This window comes from Paenibacillus sp. CF384 (assembly GCF_900106745.1).
Classification (GTDB): domain Bacteria; phylum Bacillota; class Bacilli; order Paenibacillales; family Paenibacillaceae; genus Paenibacillus_Z.
Window position 1 is genome coordinate 1 of sequence record NZ_FNNV01000015.1, and the last position, 19,154, is coordinate 19,154.

Sequence of the window (19,154 nt, forward strand, 5' to 3'; positions counted from 1 at the left end):
CCTTTGCTTTGTAGCTCTGAAAATGGATGTGTTCTACTTCCATTCTTAACCTACGACTTGAAGCAAATACGGGGCTGTTTTTACGTTCATCATAGCTAGAGCTAATCGTATGTGGCGGGTAAAAGTCTAATGCCATATTCTACTGGGCGAAACACAAGAAGACTGCCTCGTGGCAGTCTTCATTATCATTACTTTAGCAGCAATCGGATCGGTTAGGAACCGGTCGCGACACGCTTGCTTCTGCTACCGCGCCTAGTTGCCACGACATGCTGCAGCGCTCCGAGAACGACGAACACGGCCATAACAACTGCAGAATATCCGTACATCACCGAGTAGCTGCTTACCGAAGAGATCGCGCCAAGCAGGATCGAACCGAAAGCGACGCCGAAATCCGTTGAATTGTAGAACATGCTGTTCGCCATGCCGTACTGCTCCGGCTTCGAGGTGCGCAGCATCCAAGCTTGAATGGTTGGCTGAATGGAGCCGAATCCGACACCGTAGAGCAGCGCGGACACGATTAACATCGGCATAGTATGTGTATTCGCCAGCACTGCCATACTTGCCGTCACGAACAATCCCGCGGGAATGAGCACGGATGTATGTCCGAATCGGTCGAAGATTCGCCCCGAGAATGGTCGAACGAGAATGATTGTAATGACATTAAACATAAAGAATAATCCAACCTGCTCGATATGAACATCATCACCGAATAAAGCGAGAAAACTAAGCAAGCCGCTGTACGTGATCGCAAGCAAGACGTTCAACAACGCAGGAAACATCAGTTTGCGATTAAATGTAACCTTGCCAGCTACTTTCGGCGGCAGAGTTTCCTTCTGAGCCGGTCCCGATTGCTCCATTGGAACTTGTTGTTCCCGACTAGAACGCGACAGCCATAAGACCGGGAAGATGACTACAGTTGTGACCAATCCGATCATCGTCAATGGCGTGAATCCGGCTTGTTTCATCACATTCAGTCCGATCGCCGGTCCGATGGACAATGCCAGACTCGTCGACAGGCCGAAATAACCGATGCCCTCACCCATTCGGCGAAGTGGGATAATACGGGAAACAAGCGTGGGCAGAATTGTGCTTGCCATCCCGAAGCCGATTCCGTAGCCAATGCGCAGCGCCAATAATGCAGCGAAAGTCCCGGCAGCGGAATAGAGTGCTGTCGTTGCCGCAGCAATAATTAGACCCGTGAGCAGCAGTTTCATCCGAGATACTCGCTGCATGAGTGCAGCGGTAGCGAAACGAGATACGATAGCCGCCAGCGCGAATACGGATGTCACAAGGCTGGTCTGGACGTTCCCGGCATGAAATTCAGCTTTTACATAAGCGGGAAAGGATGACAGCAGCATCTGCAAACTTAGGAACAGCAGAAAGAAACATAAGGTCAAAGCGATAAATGGTCGTGTCCATAATGGCGTTTTCGATGGTTGTTCTTGTATTTGTTGCATCAAATTAAGTATCCTCTCCGAACAAAATCATAACTAAATAAATATTCTTATCTCGTTCTCTGCAATTAGCAGTCTGTGTGCTTAAGCTTCCCTTCAATGTGAAGCTGTACCCGCTGCAGGAGTTCAATCATATTGTCATGTTCTTCTTCCGAGAGACATGCTTTGACTTCTGCCGTAATACTTTCTTCAATTGGGGTAGTCACGCGAATAATCTCACGTCCGAGCTCCGTACTGTATACGAGAAACGAGCGACGGTCCCGATCGCCAGCCTTCTTATAAATAAGCCCCTTCTTCTCCAAGTGATCCAAAATCCGCGTCATCGAAGGTTTATCCTTGCCGATACGCTGGGCAATTTCACGTTGGATAAGCCCCTGGGAACAATCAATTTGATTCAGTGCAGACCATTGCTCAGGCGTAATCCCATAAGCGCTTAGTCGTTGTTGAAATAATGCCGCTAACTTCCGATAGGTTAAGCCCATCGCGAATCCAAAAGGCATCTTGCGTGATTCGGTTGACATTCTGAAGTCCTCTCCCTATATAGTTGTTTAGACAACTATATGTCAGACAACATATTCTGTCAATGTCAGCGACGCTGATTCGTTTCTGGCATAAAGAAGCCGCGAAAGTCTCACCTCAGACTCTCGCGGCTAATTCAGCTGCTAATAAACTTCAACCTCCGATATCGCCATCTGCCCGCCTGTTTGACCCGGGCCATTCGGGGTAATCGCGACAACGCGAACATACCTTGCGGTTGTGGCCGTTATGGTGTTGTCGCTTGCTCCTCCACCGAATCCCGTTACGGATTTGACGGTTGTATAGGAGGTTCCATCCGTAGAAGTCTGAATATCGAATGCAGTCGCATAGGCAGTAGCCGGCATGATGACCTTGATTCGATTAATGCTGGCGGACGCGCCTAGATCCACGCGAAGCATCCACCGCCATTGATCCGTAGCTTGCGTCTTCGTAGACGCATTGCCGTCCGTCGCATAAACCACGGAGTCGCCCGGTTGAAGTGCTGCGGTGCTGCCGTCGATGTAGTAGGCGTTTACTGTTTTGTTCAATGCTTTGTTCGTGCTCGCAGGTCCTTCCACCGTAATATCGTCGAAGGAAGCCGTTGAACCTCCGGTATTCGTACTGCCTCCGTTGAGAGAAGGATACCCCGTTCTGCCGCTCCAAGACTGCGAATACATCCAACTCGCCGGCTCACTCGTCCCGTCCTGCCATACTTTTCCGTACAACGTCCCATTGGAGGCGCTCATTTTAAACCAATACCAAGTATTGTTGCTCCATGTGAATGGGTAGCTTGTGCCCCAAGCGATTTCGTCGTTCAGCCACTGGATCGTGCTGTGGTTCTGATGGAATACGAGATTATACCCTTTGCCGTCAGAAGTTCCCGTGAATAGTCCCACACCAGCGCGTGCATAATCGCCGTCCGTCCAGTTGTCGACTCGAACCTTGGCGGTAATCGTGTAATCGGTAGAAGTACCTAGACCACCATTGCTCACGATCGCTTTGCGCGGATCGCCGTTTGCCGTAGAGGTTTGCTTCAACGTCTGAGACGTTTCGCTCCATGCTCCGCCATATGTCGTCCATGAAGTCCCTATGGTATTGTCGTTAAAGTTATCGCTGAATACTACAGGGCCAGGCGGCGGTGCCGTAGGAGGCGTCGGTTTCTGGGCTGATCCTCCCGGACCGACCGAGTTCATGATGTCTATTGCGCCTTGCGGCCAGCTTTGATTACTGACAGTCGTATTACCCTGGAACACGTTGCTGCCGCTCCAATTTCCCCACGGCGAGTTGCTGTAATTGTTCTGTATCACGTTATCATGATTAGGCGGGTTGCTGGCGAATATCGTTTGCGGTGCGTTGTTGATGACGTTTTTCTCCGCTGTTTTGTACGCACTTCCGTTGTCAAAATAAATCGCCGAAATCGGATATCCGCCGTTATACACCGAACCGGATAGATCATGGATGTAATTGGCATCAAATCGGGTGAACCCAACCATTTTGCCCAGTGTATAGATCCCGCCCCCGTCATCGAGAAGCCGAACCACATGATGGATGTTATTGCCGAAAACGATATTATCCGTCATGCCGTGCTCATAATCCTGCCAGTTCCACCCGATCGTTATCCCCGTATACGGCAGATTCTTGACTTCATTACGACCAATGGTCATGTTATTCGGGACCATCGCGCCAATCCCGACCATATCCGCGTAATCAAGCCCGCCGGAATCAATGGTATTATCCATAATCGAATCGTAGGTGCTCTGACCGTCCATAGCCGTCTGCTCATCCCACTGATCGCCTGCGACTCCAAGCGCTATGCCTCCGCCGGCATTCTTATAGAAGGAATTGCCCTTAATCAGCGTATGATCGGTTCCCTCGTTCCCCATGATGCCCCACCCGCCGGCGAATTGAAAAACGTTAGCTTCCAGCGTGATCGTGCTGGCATATTTCAGCTGCACCATACCTAGAGCTGAGGAATACCTTGCCGTATTGCGAATTTCAGAGTTGGAGCCTCCGCCAATCGATTGATACCGGAATCCGGCTTGCGAATCTACGTAGCCATAGGAACTAGGCGCCAACCAGTTGCTGTATTTGAATGTAATGCCAACGAATTGAATATCGTGCACCTTGCTAGTTCCGCTGCTGCCTTGAAATTGAATCAACGTCTCTACCTTCGGTGCTATGACCGTCGTTGTATTCATAGTCTCACCGCTCCGAGGCTTATAGTAGAGCGTAGAGGCAGCCGTATCCAAGAACCATTCACCTGCCGCATCCAGCAGCTCATAAGCATTTTCGAAGAAATAAGGCGATGAACCTTGGTTATGATGATTATAGGCAAAGCCGCTCTCGGGAGATTTGAACGAGACCGTATTCCCGGAATAACTTGCGATTCTTCCACGATGCTGGCTCCAATGGCCTACAACGACCATTTCGGCCGTACCGCCATTTGCCCATGAACCGATATCTGACGCATTTACGGTATACGGATAAGAGCTGTTCGTAGCGTTTAAGTAGGGTCCACCCGTTGCTTCATCCGTCAAATTCGGTTTTCGCGCCTTGACACCTCGCGAGTCATTCACATAAAGCTGCCTGAAGTTCCAATTGACCCCTGTTTTCTTGTAAATGTTCTGGCCAGCGTCATGAAGCGTCCATCCGGTAGTCAGATCAACACCGCCGCTTACAATAGGGGTTGCACCTGTATAGTTCTTGTAGATGATTTGGTAACCGTTCGTCCCGGAATCGGACGTACCGAACGTCAATGTACTGCTGAGCGGATAAGTGCCGTTCATCAGATAAACATAAATATCCCCCGTCATGCTGCCGTTTATCGTCCGAATGACATCCCTTGCCTTCGCAATCGTTGCGAACGCCGTTCCTGTCGTCAACCCATTATTGCTGTCGCTGCCTCCTGACGGATTCACGTAATATGTAGCTTGCGTCGCTGCGTAACTCCTTTCTGACGGTACGATAGTCACGGTTAACGCAACTACCATCGCCACAATAATAAGCCAAATCACCTTGACACACTCACCCTTTTTCATCCTCGTTAATTCACCTCTCCCATCTATTCTGACAACGCTTCCATTACCTAAATAATAGCTTATGGAGGTGGATCGTTTTTATGAGAAGGAAGCGTAAATTTCGATACGAGCATGATCTGCATCTATGAAAATCACCCTATTACAAATGTCTCTTGAATTCACCAATACAGGATGTTTTGACTAATTTCTGGCAGGAATCTATATTAAGATTTCTTAAAATTGTTTATTATGACCTATTCCATAGGCAATACGGCATTAAGGTCCGTAGACCCACATCGTCTCAAAGACAGATAACAACGCTTATTGAGTTTAAATACTGTCACTAATCGCCTTAATAGTTAACATGATCAATGAACAACCTTCTATAATTTTACAGTTGAATTAGGTCTATTAAACGTGTTCACCTCCTTCATACATAAGCATATAGCCCTATTCTCACCTCCGGAGTAGGCTGTGACGCTCATTGTGAACTAAATTCGACAAGGGATATAATTGCGCTGAAAAAAAATCCCATTCCATTTCCGGGATTTGGATATTTCTTTTCTGTCGAGAAATGTCATTCATTTAGCCCATGAGGCGCAATTAGAGGAGGAATTGGTGGAATGAGTTCTTTTGCAAGAAAGGTTCGTAGGAAGATGCCCCTGACAACGAAGTCAGTGCTCACCCTCTCCTTGCTTCTCGGTTCCTGGAACGGAGCAATCGTTGCAGCAGCCAGTGCTAAGGGAGCTGAGGCTTCGCACCTTCTTACCTATGGAGGAGCGGCATATGCTTCTTCTACGGAAGGCGGCTTAACGCCTGAGAAAGCAGTTGACGGCATCCTGGATTCTCGTTGGGGAAGTGCGTTCAGCGCGGATCAACAATGGATCTATGTAGACCTTGGCGCCCCTGCCAAGATCGACAAGGCCGTCATCCGCTGGGAGAATGCTTACTCCAAGTCGTACAAGATTCAAGTGTCCGACGACGAAAAAGAGTGGAAAGACATCTACACGGATGCCAAAGGCGACGGCGGTGTCGATACCATCAGCCTATCCGGCGAGGGACGATATGTCCGGATGCTATCGCTCGAGCGCAGCGGCGGTTATGGCGTATCGCTTTATGAATTCGAGGTTTATGGTACAGGTGGAACGAATCCGATCCCTGTCGTGCTCGGCGAGGATGTGGCCAAGAATAAACCAGTCACAGCTTCCTCTTTTGAGAAAGCAGACAAAGATAAACCGGCTATGCCGCCGGAGAATGCCAATGATGGTGATGCGACGACAAGGTGGTCCTCCGCTCATACGAGCAATGAATGGATCTATGTCGATCTTGGCCAAGTGCATGAAATTGGCCGCATTCGCCTTAACTGGGAGAATGCAGCAGGACGCATCTACGATCTCCAAGTGTCTGATGATGCTGCCAATTGGACAACCATCTACCGTGAAATGAACGGGCAAGATGGATGGATCGATACGCCGGTCTATGCAAGCGGCCGTTATGTAAGAATGAAAGGAATTAGCCGCACAACCAGCTATGGCTACTCCTTATTCAATTTCAGCGTTTACGACTACGTTAACGGGGATCCGAAGCCGTCCTATACGATTCCTACTCTTCCTACCTCTTCAACGGTTAATGTAGGTAAAGGCAGCTATCTAACAAGCGATATCGACATGCCGCAGCCACGTCCGCCGATGAACAAGTCGGATGAGCTGAATGCCCCGATTCCATCGAATGATTGGTGGCAATCGGTCTTAATCAAGAATTTCAGTGACAGCTTGATTACGCTTCCTCTGAAATCCAAGTACTCCACGCTCGGACTCGGAATCCTGAATCCAGGCGCAGGTTGGGTGAATGATACAGGCAACTCGCAAGCGGCTGATGGCGGACCGGACTTCTACCTGCATGCCGGCAACATCAGCACCACCAACGTCAAGAACAAGATTACAGGTTATGGGGATTGGTCCGCGACTGTAGCATTGAGCGACAATGATACACCCAAGATGACAACGACGTTCGTCAAAGGTTCGCCGTATTTGTATTCGGAATTCAGCGACCCGACGACATCGGAGTTGTATTTCCCAGTGTCCACCCGCTTCTATGATGACAATGGCAATGCGGTTCTCGCAGCTGAAGGCGCTACGTTGACAGCCGATCATATCGGTTTCGCCGTGACGAATGTCGACGGCTCTCCGCAAGCGAATAAAGTAACCCGCAACTATGGTGTATTCGCGCCGGAAGGCTCTGTCTTCATGAAAGTCGGCAACAAAGTGAAGATTCGCCTGGGAAGCGGACACAACTACTTGTCCGTAGCAACGATACCCGCTACAAGCGACTTGAATTACTTCTATAAGCATGGTTACGCGTTCGTTAAGAATACGATCGTCACACCAAGCTTCGAGGAGAATACCTCAGAAGTCGTTACTAACTTCAAAGTGGAGATCGATCAGAAACGTTCGGATCTGGAACCAACGACCTTGATGGCCTTGCTCCCGCACCAATGGAAGCAAACCGATTCGTCCCTGACTCCTCTCTCCTATCCATCCATTCGCGGAACGCTGAAGCTTCATGAAGGCAATGCGTTCACCACTAAGGATCAGTTTAACGGAATTGTACCGCAATTCACGGAGCCGGGAGATGCTTCGTATTCCCGCGAGGCGCTGCTTGAGCAGTTAAGCTATCTGGATGAAGCGACATCCAAGAATATCATGTCCGGTGATGCTTACTGGCAGGGTAAAGTGCTTCATCCGCTGGCAATGGGCGTACTGATTGCGGATCAAATCGGAGACCAAGCGTACAAAGACGTATTCCTCTCCAGGATGAGAACGATCTTAACGGATTGGTATACGTATACCAAAGGCGAGCCGGATTACTTCATGTATTACGATCCGACTTGGGGCACGATGTATTACAAGAACAGTGAATTCGGCGCCAATACAGGCCTGACGGACCATCATTTCACCTATGGTTACTACGTCTTCGCTTCTGCCGTGCTCGCGACTTACGATCAGGACTTTAAGGACAATTATGGCGGCATGGTTGAGCACCTTATTCGGGATTATGCCAATCCGTCCAAGGAAGATCCACTCTATCCGTTCCTCCGTAACTTTGATCCTTACGAAGGCCATTCATGGGCCGGCGGTTATGGTGACAACAACAACGGGAACAATCAGGAAGCTGCCGGCGAGTCCCTCTTCGGCTGGGTCGGTGAATACATGTGGAGCTTACTGTCCGGTGACAAAGCTACCCGTGATATCTCCATCTATGGCTTCACAACGGAGCTGAAAGCTGTCGAGCAATACTGGTTCAACTATGATAACGACAACTGGCTGCCGGAGTTCGCTCACAAATCAGTAGGTCAAGTATACGGAAGTGCCTATAACTTCGGTACTTTCTTCAGCGGAAATCCGGTTAATGTTTACGGTATCCACTGGCTGCCAACCGGCGAATATTTAACGAGCTATGGTTTCGATCCAGCCAAAGCAGCAGATTTGTACAACGGTATGGTCAAGGATAACAAAGGTCCTGAAGATGCGTGGCAGCATATCGTATGGCCGATCGAAGCATTGAGCAATCCGCAAGCGGTGCTCGATAAGTTTACGGTAGAGAACACGCAGAAGAACGAAATCTTCAACACGTATTGGTTCGTGCACAATATGGCAACGCTCGGTACTCGCACGGAGGACATTTGGGCGAGCGGCTGGACTGGCGCCTCCGTTTATAAGAAAGGGGCCGCTTACACGGCTGAGGTATGGAACCCTACCAACAAAGCCATTACGGTAACCTTCCATAATGCAGCAGGTGTAACGGGTTCGGCGAAAGTCGGTCCGAAATCCCTTGTTAAAGTCGATCCGACGAAAGTGACGGATTTGGACGCGAACGTAGCTCCCGTGCTTGCAACCGACAAGACGAGCAATATGATCAAGCAGCCAATCGAGCTTACTTTTGCCGATCATCTCAAGTGGCGCGAATCCATTAGCTCGGTTCAATTGAATGGTGCAGCGCTAGACCCATCGGATTACATTGTACAAGCCGGCAAAATTACTTTGAACAGTAACTTGTTCCCGATTGAAGGCAGCTATTCGATCGTGGTGAAGGCTACCGATTATCCGGACACTGGCGTACAGCAAGTAGTCATCACGAATTCGACGGTCAACCTGGCTCTGAACAAGCCTACGTTCACGTCGGACAAACCGAATAACCCGGGCTCTTACGCGGTTGACGGCAAACTGGATACCCGCTGGGAATCCGCATTCAGCGATCCGCAATATGTTGCTGTGAACCTGAAGTCCGAATATCGCATCAGCCATGTTCGCTTGAACTGGGAGAATGCGGCCGGTAAGAGCTACAAAGTACTCGTATCAACCGACGGTAAACAGTGGAAACCTGTCTACTCGACTACCCGCGGACATGAAGGCATCGATGATATCACGTTCCCTGCCGTAAATGCGCGGTTCGTCAAAGTCGAAGGCACAGAGCGTACGACGAACTACGGTTACTCCTTATGGGAACTGGAAGTATTCGGGACCCCAGCCGGCAGCTTGGATGCTCCGGATCTGATTGCCGATTCGACGATGAACCGTGCAGGTCAGCCGATTGAAATTGGTTTCGACGATGTTGCAGACTGGCGAACAGCGATTCAGACCGTGAAAGTGAACGGAACGGCTGTATCCGCGGCACAATATGAAGTTGCGCCTGGCAAGCTTACGCTGGACGGCTCCCTATTCCCTGCTGCCGGCAACTACAACATTGCAGTTGAATCGAATGGGTTCGTCATGACCAGCATTCAGCAGCCGATTGTAACAAGCTCGAACGTAAACCTTGCCCTGCGCAAACCTACGTTCACCTCGTCCACTCCGAAACAAGCGAGCAGCTATGCGGTGGATGGCAACAAAGCAACGAGATGGGAGTCCGAATCCAGCGACTCGCAGTCCATTATGGTCGATCTTGGTGCTGAAGACATCATCAGCCGCGTCCTTCTAAACTGGGAGAATGCAGCCGGTAAGAGCTACACCGTGGAAGTCTCCACGGATAACAAGGTTTGGCAAACGGTATATACAACAACTATAGGAAAGCCCGGCATCAACGATATCGGCTTCTCCCCTATCTCTGCGCGTTACGTGAAAGTAAACGGCACAGAACGCACAACCAACTATGGTTACTCGTTATGGGAGCTTGAAGTGTACGGTAACGGTAACGGTCTGCCTAGCGCACCGGAGCTGTCTGCCGATACAACAAACACTGTAGTAGGACAACCAATCGAAGTTACATTTGGCGACGATGCAGCATGGAGAGACGCGATCGAAACCGTCTCAATCGACGGCACAACGATTAATGCTTCTACCTATCAAGTGAATGCGGGAAAAATAATATTTGACGCTTCCTTGTTTAAGTCAGCTAAGTCGTATGTGATCTCGGTTCAAGCGAAAGATTACACTGAAGCTTCTGTTCAACAAAATGTCACTGCCAAAGAGCAGCCTGGTAATCCAGATACGAACCCCAATCCGGACCCGGGTTCGAATCCAAACCCATTGAACCTCGCGTTCGGTAAAGAGACCGCTTCTTCACCGGAGTATCACCGCTCAAGCGCTGATGCGGTTGACGGTCGTTTGGATCGCCGCTGGGAATCGGCATTTGCCGACAATCAATGGATGAGCATCAACCTTGGATCAGCGAAAACGATTAATCGTGTCGTACTGAACTGGGAAAATGCATTCGGTAAAGCATACACCATTGATGTCTCCTTAGACGGAGAAAAATGGACGACTGTGTACACCACGGACAATGGCAATGGCGGTATCGATGATATCTCATTTGCTCCTGTCCAAGCCAAATTCGTGAAGATGAACGGAATCAAACGCGGTTCTCCATATGGCTTCTCTTTATGGGAATTCGAGGTTTATGCCGGTGATAAGGCTCCTCTTGCGGGTCCTGCTTTGACGGCAGACACGACGGATAACACACTTGGTAAACCGATCGACATCACGTTTACGGATGACATCGCATGGAGAACTGCAATGAACGCAGTTGAGCTGAACGGCGTTACTCTTCGTGAGGATCAATACACCGTGACTGCCGGCCAGATCACACTTCATGCGGAATTATTCACGGAAGCAACTCCTTATGTAGTAACGGTGCAATCATTGGGATACGCATCAGATTCCGTGGTACAGCCGCTTACAGCGGGGTTGAACCTTGCGCTTAACAAAAACACCGCTACATCCGAAGGCGCACTTCAAGGCGGCGAGCGTGCTGTTGATGGAAACAAAGGCACGCGCTGGGAATCGGCATTCAGCGATCCGCAGTGGATCAATGTCGACCTTGGCACAACGAATACGATCAGCCGCGTTCTCTTGAATTGGGAGAATGCCTCCGCGAAAGCTTACACCATCGAAGTATCGCAAGACGGTGAGCGCTGGACAACCGTTTATGCAACGGCCCAAGGTGACGGCGGTATCGACAACATCTTCATCGCTCCTGTCGAAGCTCGTTTTGTCAAAGTTCACGGTACAGAACGCAATACGCAGTATGGGTACTCCTTGTTCGAACTAGAAGTTTACTAATCGTATAGGTATAGAAAACAAGCTGACATCGGGATCAACCGACGTCAGCTTGTTTGTTTCTTTCAATGTTTACCTGCTTGTATCGCTTCATATGCGCTAGGTGCTTCAATAGTCGCGCTGCGCAGTTTGATGATGATTTTGCGAATGCTATCTCCGGACAGGTGATACTGTCGTTCAAGTTCTTGTACGGTACTGCCGCTTGCGTAGCGCTGGTAGATCTCCTCGTTACGCTGTCCGATGATGACGCGTGATCCACTCTTCTCCCCCCAAGCAGCACGCTCGTTCTGCTGCTTAGGAATGTAGATCAGCTCGCCCTGAATATAGCTCTGGAGCTCCTCCAACAGTCTAGGGGGAAGCACATCTCTTCCGTTCTTGTAGTTCAACGTAAACCTCCTTAATCGGTTCGGCCATTGCAACGCCATCTGAATGCGATTTGTTCACGTTTCCTTCCCCCTCTCAGTAATATGGAAAAAACACGATTGTTCATCATATCGTGCTTTAATACTCATTATAAGTGAAAACGGCTCGATCCGTCTTCTTCTTGTAAGAAAAGGGAGGCCGGAAGGCCTCCCTCTTTATAGTGACCTTCGCTTTAGGCGAAAGCCACCTCCGTGTGCTTGTTCAACTGAATCAGCTCCTTTCATGAAGATTTTGTCGGGCCCGACATCTATATTAACGCATATTCGGAAGCGTGCAGACAAGTGAAAGAACGGGTATAGTTGTTTTTTAGCGTAAATGGGGCCAATCTCAATCGAGAATCGCTCGATTACTGCAAGTATTTGCCCGTAATGGACTGCTCCGCAAGCTTAATATCATTAGGCGTTCCCTCGAACACGAGCTGTCCGCCTCTGCTGCCTCCGTCCGGTCCCATATCGATGATCCAATCGGCTTGGCTGATCACTTCAAGGTTATGCTCGATCACGATCACTGTATTACCGGCATCCACGAGGCGATTCATGATCGCCAGAAGGTGAGCGATATCGGACATATGCAGTCCGGTCGTCGGCTCGTCCATCACATAGATACTGCCCTTCTTATGCAGCTCGCTTGCCAGCTTGATGCGCTGGCATTCCCCGCCGGAGAGCGTACTCATCGGTTGTCCGAGCGTAATATAGGTAAGCCCTACATCACTCATCGCCTGCAGCTTGCGGACGACTTCTTTGAGCTCGAAAAATTCCAGCGCTTGCTCCACGGTCATCTCCAGCACATCTGCAATCGATTTGCCGTTAAACTTATATTCAAGCACTTCTTCCTTGAACCGGCGGCCTCCGCAAACTTCGCAAGGCAGATCCACGCTGTCCAGGAAAGAAAGGTCGATAGACACAACGCCCTGCCCTTGGCAGTTCTCGCAAGCACCTTTGGAATTGAAGCTGAACAAGCCTTGATTGACTTTATTCGCAGAAGCAAATGCCTTGCGCACGTCATCCATTATGCCTGTATAGGTCGCTGGATTCGAGCGGGAAGAAACGCCGATCGCCGACTGATCGATAACGATCGCATCGGAATGCTGACTTAGGAATACATCGTTAATCAATGTACTCTTACCCGAGCCGGCGACACCTGTGACAACTGTCAGGATGCCTGTTGGAATATCTACGCTCACGTTATTCAAGTTGTGCAGCGTCGCGTTCTGAACGGACAGCTTCCCGGAAGGTTGTCTGCAGCTCTGCTTCAATTGGAGCGGCCGCTTCATATGGTTACCTGTCAGCGTACCTGACTCCAGCAAGCCCACGTAGCTGCCCTCGAATACGATGTTCCCGCCTCGGCTGCCTGCGCGAGGCCCAACATCAACGATGTGATCCGCGACCTTGATGACATCGGGATCATGTTCGACGACAATGACGGTATTTCCTTTGTCGCGCAGCTTCTGAAGCAATTCATTTAACCGATGAACGTCGCGGGGGTGCAAACCCACGCTGGGCTCATCGAAGATATAGGTAACATCGACAAGGCTGCCGCTTAGATGTTTGACCATTTTGACGCGCTGCGATTCGCCTCCGGACAAGGTGTCCGTCTCGCGGTCCAGCGTCAAGTAATCAAGACCGATGTCAACAAGATGCTGCAGCCGTTCGGTCAGCGACTTGATGACCGGCGCAGCGACAGGATCCGCGATCTCCCGAACTGCACGAATAAGCTCACCGACTTCCATGGCAGAGAACTCTGCGATGTTATGTCCGTTGATTCTGCAGTTCAGCGAAGCTTGACTGAGTCTTGCTCCATGACAGCTGGAGCAGGAACCTTCGATAATGAATGGGGCGACGGTTTGCTGCGTCCGATCGGACATCGTCTTGACATCTCGCTTGATGTACTTGTTGGTAAACTTCTCGATGACGCCTTCCACCGTAATATTCATCGCTTTTCCGGCGAATTCCATCTCGACTTTACGCGCTTTCGCGTACAATAGCTGCTCCATTTCCTCTTCCGAGTACTCGCTCAGCTTCTTGTCGACATCGAAGGAACCCGACTGCAGAATCATGTTCATTTCCCAGCCGTCAACCTTATAATCCGGAAGCATAACGGCACCCTCTTTAAGCGACTTGGACTTGTCTATCGCTCTGCTCATGTTCACGACCATGCTGCGGCCGATTCCGTTACACTCGGGACACATCCCTTGCGGATCGTTAAACGAGAACATGTTCGCTGGCCCAACATAAGGCTGCCCCGCCCGCGAGAAGAGGAGTCGGAGAATGGGAGAAATGTCGGTTATCGTGCCCATCGTGGAATGAGAGCCGCCGCCCAGCCGCTTCTGGTCTACAATGACGGCCATGCTCAGGTTCTCGATGGCATCTGCTTCAGGCTGTGGAACTTTGGGCAGGAAGGTCCGCACGAACATGCTGAAATTCTCATTCAGCAAACGCGTCGATTCTGCAGCGATCGTGTCGAAGACGATCGAAGATTTACCCGATCCGGATACCCCTGTGAAGATCGTGATTTTCCGCTTCGGAATTCGTAAGGATACGTTCTTGAGATTGTTCTCCCTAGCTCCGGTGATAACGATATATTCTTGACTGGATACGCTCATGCTCATTCTCCCCCGATTATGTTCATTCTCCGAAGCAGACTTATAACCGGCTGCATGCAACATACAGCCGGTTTATATCTGCTTCGGGTCAGCTAAGTTTACGCTGCTACTCAAACAGCTTAACCAGCTGGCCGAGCATTGCACCCCAACCATACTTAGCGCCATTGTAGGCTTGTTCGTTGGAGATTCCCGTTTGTTCCAGATGAAGGTTAATCTTGCCGCCCCCTAGGTCCTGCAGCGTCCAAGTAACCGTGTGTTTCTCCGCGCCGGTTCCCCATGTATAGGACAACGTGCTCGGCTCGTCTACGATAAGCACTTCGCCTTCCACGATACCATCCCAATATTCAGTCGGTTTCTGACGAAATTGGAAACGGTGACCTACAACGGGCTGGAAATCATTCTCCAAGACCCATTTTGCAAGTTTAGTTGGATCGGTTAGAGCGCTCCATACCTTCTCGATGGTTGCTGTATATTGATAATCTAGATTTAAAGTGAAACTCATTCTTCTTCCTCCTCTAATAGGTGCTGCAAACGAATTAGATTCGTGTTCCAGAATTTACTGTAGAAAGAAACCCAGTTCTGAATTTCCCGGAGTGGCTCGGCGTTTAATCGAAAGCGCGTTTCTCTGCCGACTTTCCGGTCCAGTACGAGTCCGGCTTCTTTAAGAATGGTCAAGTGCTTGGATACCGCTGTTCGGCCCATTTGGAACTGTACCGTCAATTCGTGGAGCGGCAGTTCCTCTGCCTCTGCCAACAGTCGAATCAATTGGCGCCTTGTTGGATCAGCAATCGCGTCAAACGTATCCCGCAACGGGTTGTTCTCGCTCACAACACCCTCTCCTAATTTGTTGACTGTGGTATTGGACACCAAATGGTGACGTGTTTATTATAGGATATCATTTAGTATCAAGTCAATAAAGCGCCCTGCGACTACTACGTGCATCCACCTCTCAATAAGCACGGAGGTAAGATTTCATGCAAAAAGGAGCAGATTGCAATGATCTGCTCCTCTATCATGCAGGTGAAAGCTTTAGTTCGTTGTTTGGCCAACCGTGTCTGTGCGCTTCTCGCCCGGCTTGGCGATTTCCAGCGTGCCTGTCTCGGTATCCACCTCACCGAATCCATAGTGCTTATAGCCCGTCTGCTTGTACGCACCTTCGGCGTTCACGACACCGTATTCGGTCCATCCGGTTTCACCGAATATCCCGCTGTTATAGAAAATGAAATCGCCGCTTGGTTTCGGAGCTGTCCCGACGCTGTTCGTCCATTTTCCCTTCATAAAGATACGGAGCTGATCTTCGATCGGCCCGGCTAATCTACCGGCCCAAGTGACAACGGCTTGGTCGTCTTTGATTTCCATCTGCTGCGCAAGATTCCCATCGATTCGGATGAATCGCATAGCTTCTCCTTCAGCAAATAGCATGGTTGCACCGTCCGCCTCGCCGACGTTCTCGGCATTCAAAGGGTTGATCACATACTGCGGACTATAGCTGAGCTCCACCGCAACCTTACGAGCTTCGGCCAAAGTGCCCTGATTCAACGTATCGTGTTTCTTCTTGCCGATATAGGATGAGATGAACACGGTCCGGTCATGCCAATCGGAGGTATATCCGAATTGGACAGCCAAGAATCGAAGCGGTACATAAGCACGATTGCCATGCAGCTTCATAGGTGCATCAATTCGTTGCGTCAATTTGCTCATACCGCCAGGCTGATTGCGCTCGACTACTGCAACATTGCTAAAGGTCGTGAAACGGACCGTTACGCCCCATTTACGAACGACCGCCGTATTCGTCTTGGCATTCCATTCGACATGTGCGCCAAATGCTTCGCTAACCGCGCGCAGCGGCACAAGCACTCGACCTTTGTCGATAATCGGTGCAGCGTCCGAAGTGGCCGTCTTCCCCAATACTTCAATTTGAATGGCTGAAGCGGCTGCATTCGCATGAGCCTGCTCTGTTCCGGGCAGCGCGAATAATGTGCCTGCCATAACCGTAGTCGCTACTAACGCAGCTGCAAGTTGTTGTTTCATACCTTCCACTCCTTAACATCGTAATAGATCGGCATGTCATTCGATCCGGGATCACATAGTTAGACGAGTGAAAGGCGAAAATGGTTGCTTGTCCCATTTTATTAAGAGATTGGGACCTGGAGGGATGTCATCCATATTCCGGTACGATCTCCTTCGCAGAACGTGGATTTAACTTATAAGGCACGACATCCCCTGTCGCCAAATACCAATCTGCGATTCGTTCCGTCAATTGCAATCGAATGTTCGTGAATTCCTTGTCGTCTATGACATTTTGCAGCTCATCCGGATCTGCTGCTAGATTATAAAGCTCATCTCTTTCATACAACCGGCGGACAAGCTTCCACGTCTTGGAGCGAATCATGACCGCTTTGCCATGCTGTTCGATATAGTCGGACTGTACACTTACGCGAGGCCAATACACATGTGACGGAGCAGGTTTCGGTTCATGCGTATGCGGCTCCTCGATTAAAGCGCCTCCCTCACAGAAGACATGCTCCCGGTGCTCGGCTGTTATACCTGTGCTAATGGGAATCAGTGATTTGCCGAAATGAGTGTGCCGCTTCGGAAGCTTAGCAAGCTCCGCCACCGTTGCATAGAAATCAATCAGTTCCACGAGTGCATCAACCGGCGCCGTTCTACTCGGTATCGGTATCGAAGCCGGATACTTGATGACAAGAGGTACGCGAGTCAGGTCGTCCTCGAACGTCACTTGCGTCTTTTCAACCATTCGGTAATCCCCTGCGTATTCTCCGTGGTCGCTAAACACAAACACGGCCGTATCATCCCAGTTCTCAGTTTGCTTGAGTGCATTCGTCAGCCTGCCAAGCGCGGCATCCGTCTTCGTAATCATGCCGTAATAAACGGCGAGAATTTCCTTGAAGTCTGCTTCGCACAGACCGTCCAATTTCATGCGAGCTCGAATTTCATCCAGATGTCTCGTCTTGTTCCCCTTTGGCGGCAATGGAATCAGTGGCGGCAAATTCTCGCGATCATACATCGAATAATAAGGCTCTTCTACTTGAAAAGGAACATGAGGATCATGCAAAGCAAGACAAATGCAGAACGGCTCCTGTGGACGGCTTTGCAGAAAATCTATGGCAGCCTGAACGAGCGCATCGTCATTGCTGACAATCTCATGCTCGGCCACTTTGCCTCGATAATGTGTGTAATACAGCGGATCGTCCTGTTCCATAGGAGCCGGAGCGACGCGGTCATAATCAACATCTTCCGGCGTAACACGAACATTACAAACCTCCGATTGATGCTCCACCCTCACAACGTCATTTTTGCCGCCCCACCACACGGTATACCCAGCATCCTTGAGCTCTTGAAGCAGAAAAGGCTCCTCCGGCGACAGCATATGGTGCATGGTGCGATGTCCCCTAACATGGGGATACCAGCCGGTCATGAATGAACAACGGCTCGGCGTACATACCGTGTTCTGGACAAAACATTGCGAGAATGCAACGCCTTCCTCGGCAAGCGCATCGGTATGCGGCGTTCGAACGATCGGATTGCCAAGGCAGCCCACGTCCTTGCCCCGCCACTGGTCCGGATTGAATATAATGATGTTGGGTCTTCGTTCGTTCATCGGCATCTCTCATTCTCCGTCCTAAATGATCTTTAGCTCTCCAAAAACCAAAAGACGGATTCCACTTGGTATAGGGAAGCCGTCTTTGAACTATAACGTGTTATCGAACAGAGCGTTGGATCAACTGAATGGTTTTACGAGCGCCTTCGATTTCATTACCGTCAGCCGGTACGCTTTCGACACCCCAAGTACCCTTAAACCCATTGTCTTGCAGCAATTTACAGAAAGAAGGTACATTCTGCGTCAGTTCCTGCCCGTCTTCTGTGAAATGGAAGGATTTGATATGCGTAACCGTTGCGTATTTTGCACATTTCAGCCAGCCTTCTGCCTGCTTCCCATGTGCCCAATTCCACGAATCCAGCAGCAATCCCAATCCCGGAACCGCTTCCAATAGTTTAACCGTATTGTCCGGATCTACGGTTGGCCCCCAGTGGTTCTCCACGATTACTTGGATTCCGGCTTTCTCGGCACGAGCAATGATATCCTGATAACCCTCAACAACAATGCCAAACACGTCGTCCGTCCATTGCTGCGGTCCGCCGGAGTCGATACGAATGTGGGAAGCACCCAGCTTCTCGGCGATTTCGATCCAGCGGTACGCCCGCTGCCGATTGCTGGCTCTTGCTTCCTCAGACTCTTCATAAATATGAGCCCCGTCAACGGCGATACAGCCAAACGGCAACCCAGCTTCATCGGCCGCACGCTTTACGCGCTCCAGAAATTCATCGTCCACAGCCGTCAGATGCTGGGATTGGTCAGGGTTGGCACCGGCATGCAGCGCATCCTCACCTTGATTCAACTCGGCCAGATGAGCATTCCAAGGATCAAGCTGCGTACACCCGAGTTCTTTGCAATCCTTAATATATTGGAAAATATCCTGTTTTCCCGCCGCGAGCAATCTGTGAAAACTGAACGAACAAATGCTGATTTTCATCCTAAATCCTCCTATGCCAAGATAATAGATTC

At 50.0% G+C, this 19,154-nt stretch carries 11 protein-coding genes; 1 reads left to right on the forward strand and 10 read right to left on the reverse strand.

The features are described from left to right. Positions 1–212: 212 nt before the first annotated feature. The 3 genes from BLW29_RS21760 to BLW29_RS21770 all read right to left on the reverse strand — a co-directional run bounded on the left by BLW29_RS21760 (position 213) and on the right by BLW29_RS21770 (position 5,008). Positions 213–1,457 carry an MFS transporter gene (locus BLW29_RS21760; protein ID WP_090983513.1) on the reverse strand — a complete coding sequence of 415 codons (1,245 nt, stop codon included), beginning with the start codon at positions 1,455–1,457 and terminating at the stop codon, positions 213–215. A 65-nt stretch (positions 1,458–1,522) separates the two neighbouring features. Continuing rightward, complete coding sequence (locus BLW29_RS21765) at positions 1,523–1,975, reverse strand: MarR family winged helix-turn-helix transcriptional regulator (RefSeq protein WP_090983515.1); 453 nt, start codon at positions 1,973–1,975, stop codon at positions 1,523–1,525. A gap of 141 nt (positions 1,976–2,116) precedes the next feature. Continuing rightward, positions 2,117–5,008 (reverse strand): discoidin domain-containing protein, encoded by a 2,892-nt coding sequence (locus tag BLW29_RS21770; protein WP_090983517.1) that lies wholly within the window; start codon positions 5,006–5,008, stop codon positions 2,117–2,119. A gap of 602 nt (positions 5,009–5,610) precedes the next feature. Here BLW29_RS21770 and BLW29_RS21775 point away from each other — a divergent pair. After that, positions 5,611–11,544: a discoidin domain-containing protein gene (locus tag BLW29_RS21775; RefSeq protein WP_090983519.1), complete on the forward strand. Its 5,934-nt coding sequence runs from the start codon at positions 5,611–5,613 to the stop codon at positions 11,542–11,544. Positions 11,545–11,606: 62 nt separating this feature from the next. On the opposite strand, the gene BLW29_RS21780 is transcribed toward BLW29_RS21775, so the two are convergent. The 7 genes from BLW29_RS21780 to BLW29_RS21810 form a co-directional block, all read right to left on the reverse strand. After that, positions 11,607–11,927, reverse strand: coding sequence for a CD3324 family protein (locus BLW29_RS21780; RefSeq protein ID WP_090983521.1), 321 nt, complete (start codon positions 11,925–11,927; stop codon positions 11,607–11,609). Positions 11,928–12,310: 383 nt separating this feature from the next. Then, positions 12,311–14,566, reverse strand: a complete 2,256-nt coding sequence (locus tag BLW29_RS21785) for an ATP-binding cassette domain-containing protein (protein ID WP_090983522.1) — start codon at positions 14,564–14,566, stop codon at positions 12,311–12,313. 106 nt (positions 14,567–14,672) lie between these two features. Then, the gene (locus BLW29_RS21790; RefSeq protein ID WP_090983524.1) at positions 14,673–15,068 is read right to left on the reverse strand and encodes an SRPBCC family protein; all 396 of its coding nucleotides are present in this window, start codon (positions 15,066–15,068) and stop codon (positions 14,673–14,675) included. After that, positions 15,065–15,394: an ArsR/SmtB family transcription factor gene (locus BLW29_RS21795; protein ID WP_090983526.1), complete on the reverse strand. Its 330-nt coding sequence runs from the start codon at positions 15,392–15,394 to the stop codon at positions 15,065–15,067. The genes BLW29_RS21790 and BLW29_RS21795 overlap by 4 nt, the downstream gene beginning before the upstream one ends. Positions 15,395–15,595: 201 nt before the next feature. Then, entirely contained in the window at positions 15,596–16,597 is a 1,002-nt protein-coding gene (locus tag BLW29_RS21800) for a copper amine oxidase N-terminal domain-containing protein (protein ID WP_090983528.1), read from the reverse strand. Between the two features lie 127 nt (positions 16,598–16,724). After that, complete coding sequence (locus BLW29_RS21805; protein ID WP_218147124.1) at positions 16,725–18,188, reverse strand: sulfatase family protein; 1,464 nt, start codon at positions 18,186–18,188, stop codon at positions 16,725–16,727. A gap of 100 nt (positions 18,189–18,288) precedes the next feature. After that, a complete protein-coding gene (locus BLW29_RS21810) occupies positions 18,289–19,122 on the reverse strand; it encodes a sugar phosphate isomerase/epimerase family protein (RefSeq protein WP_177186755.1) in 834 nt (277 codons plus the stop codon). Positions 19,123–19,154 lie beyond the last annotated feature (32 nt).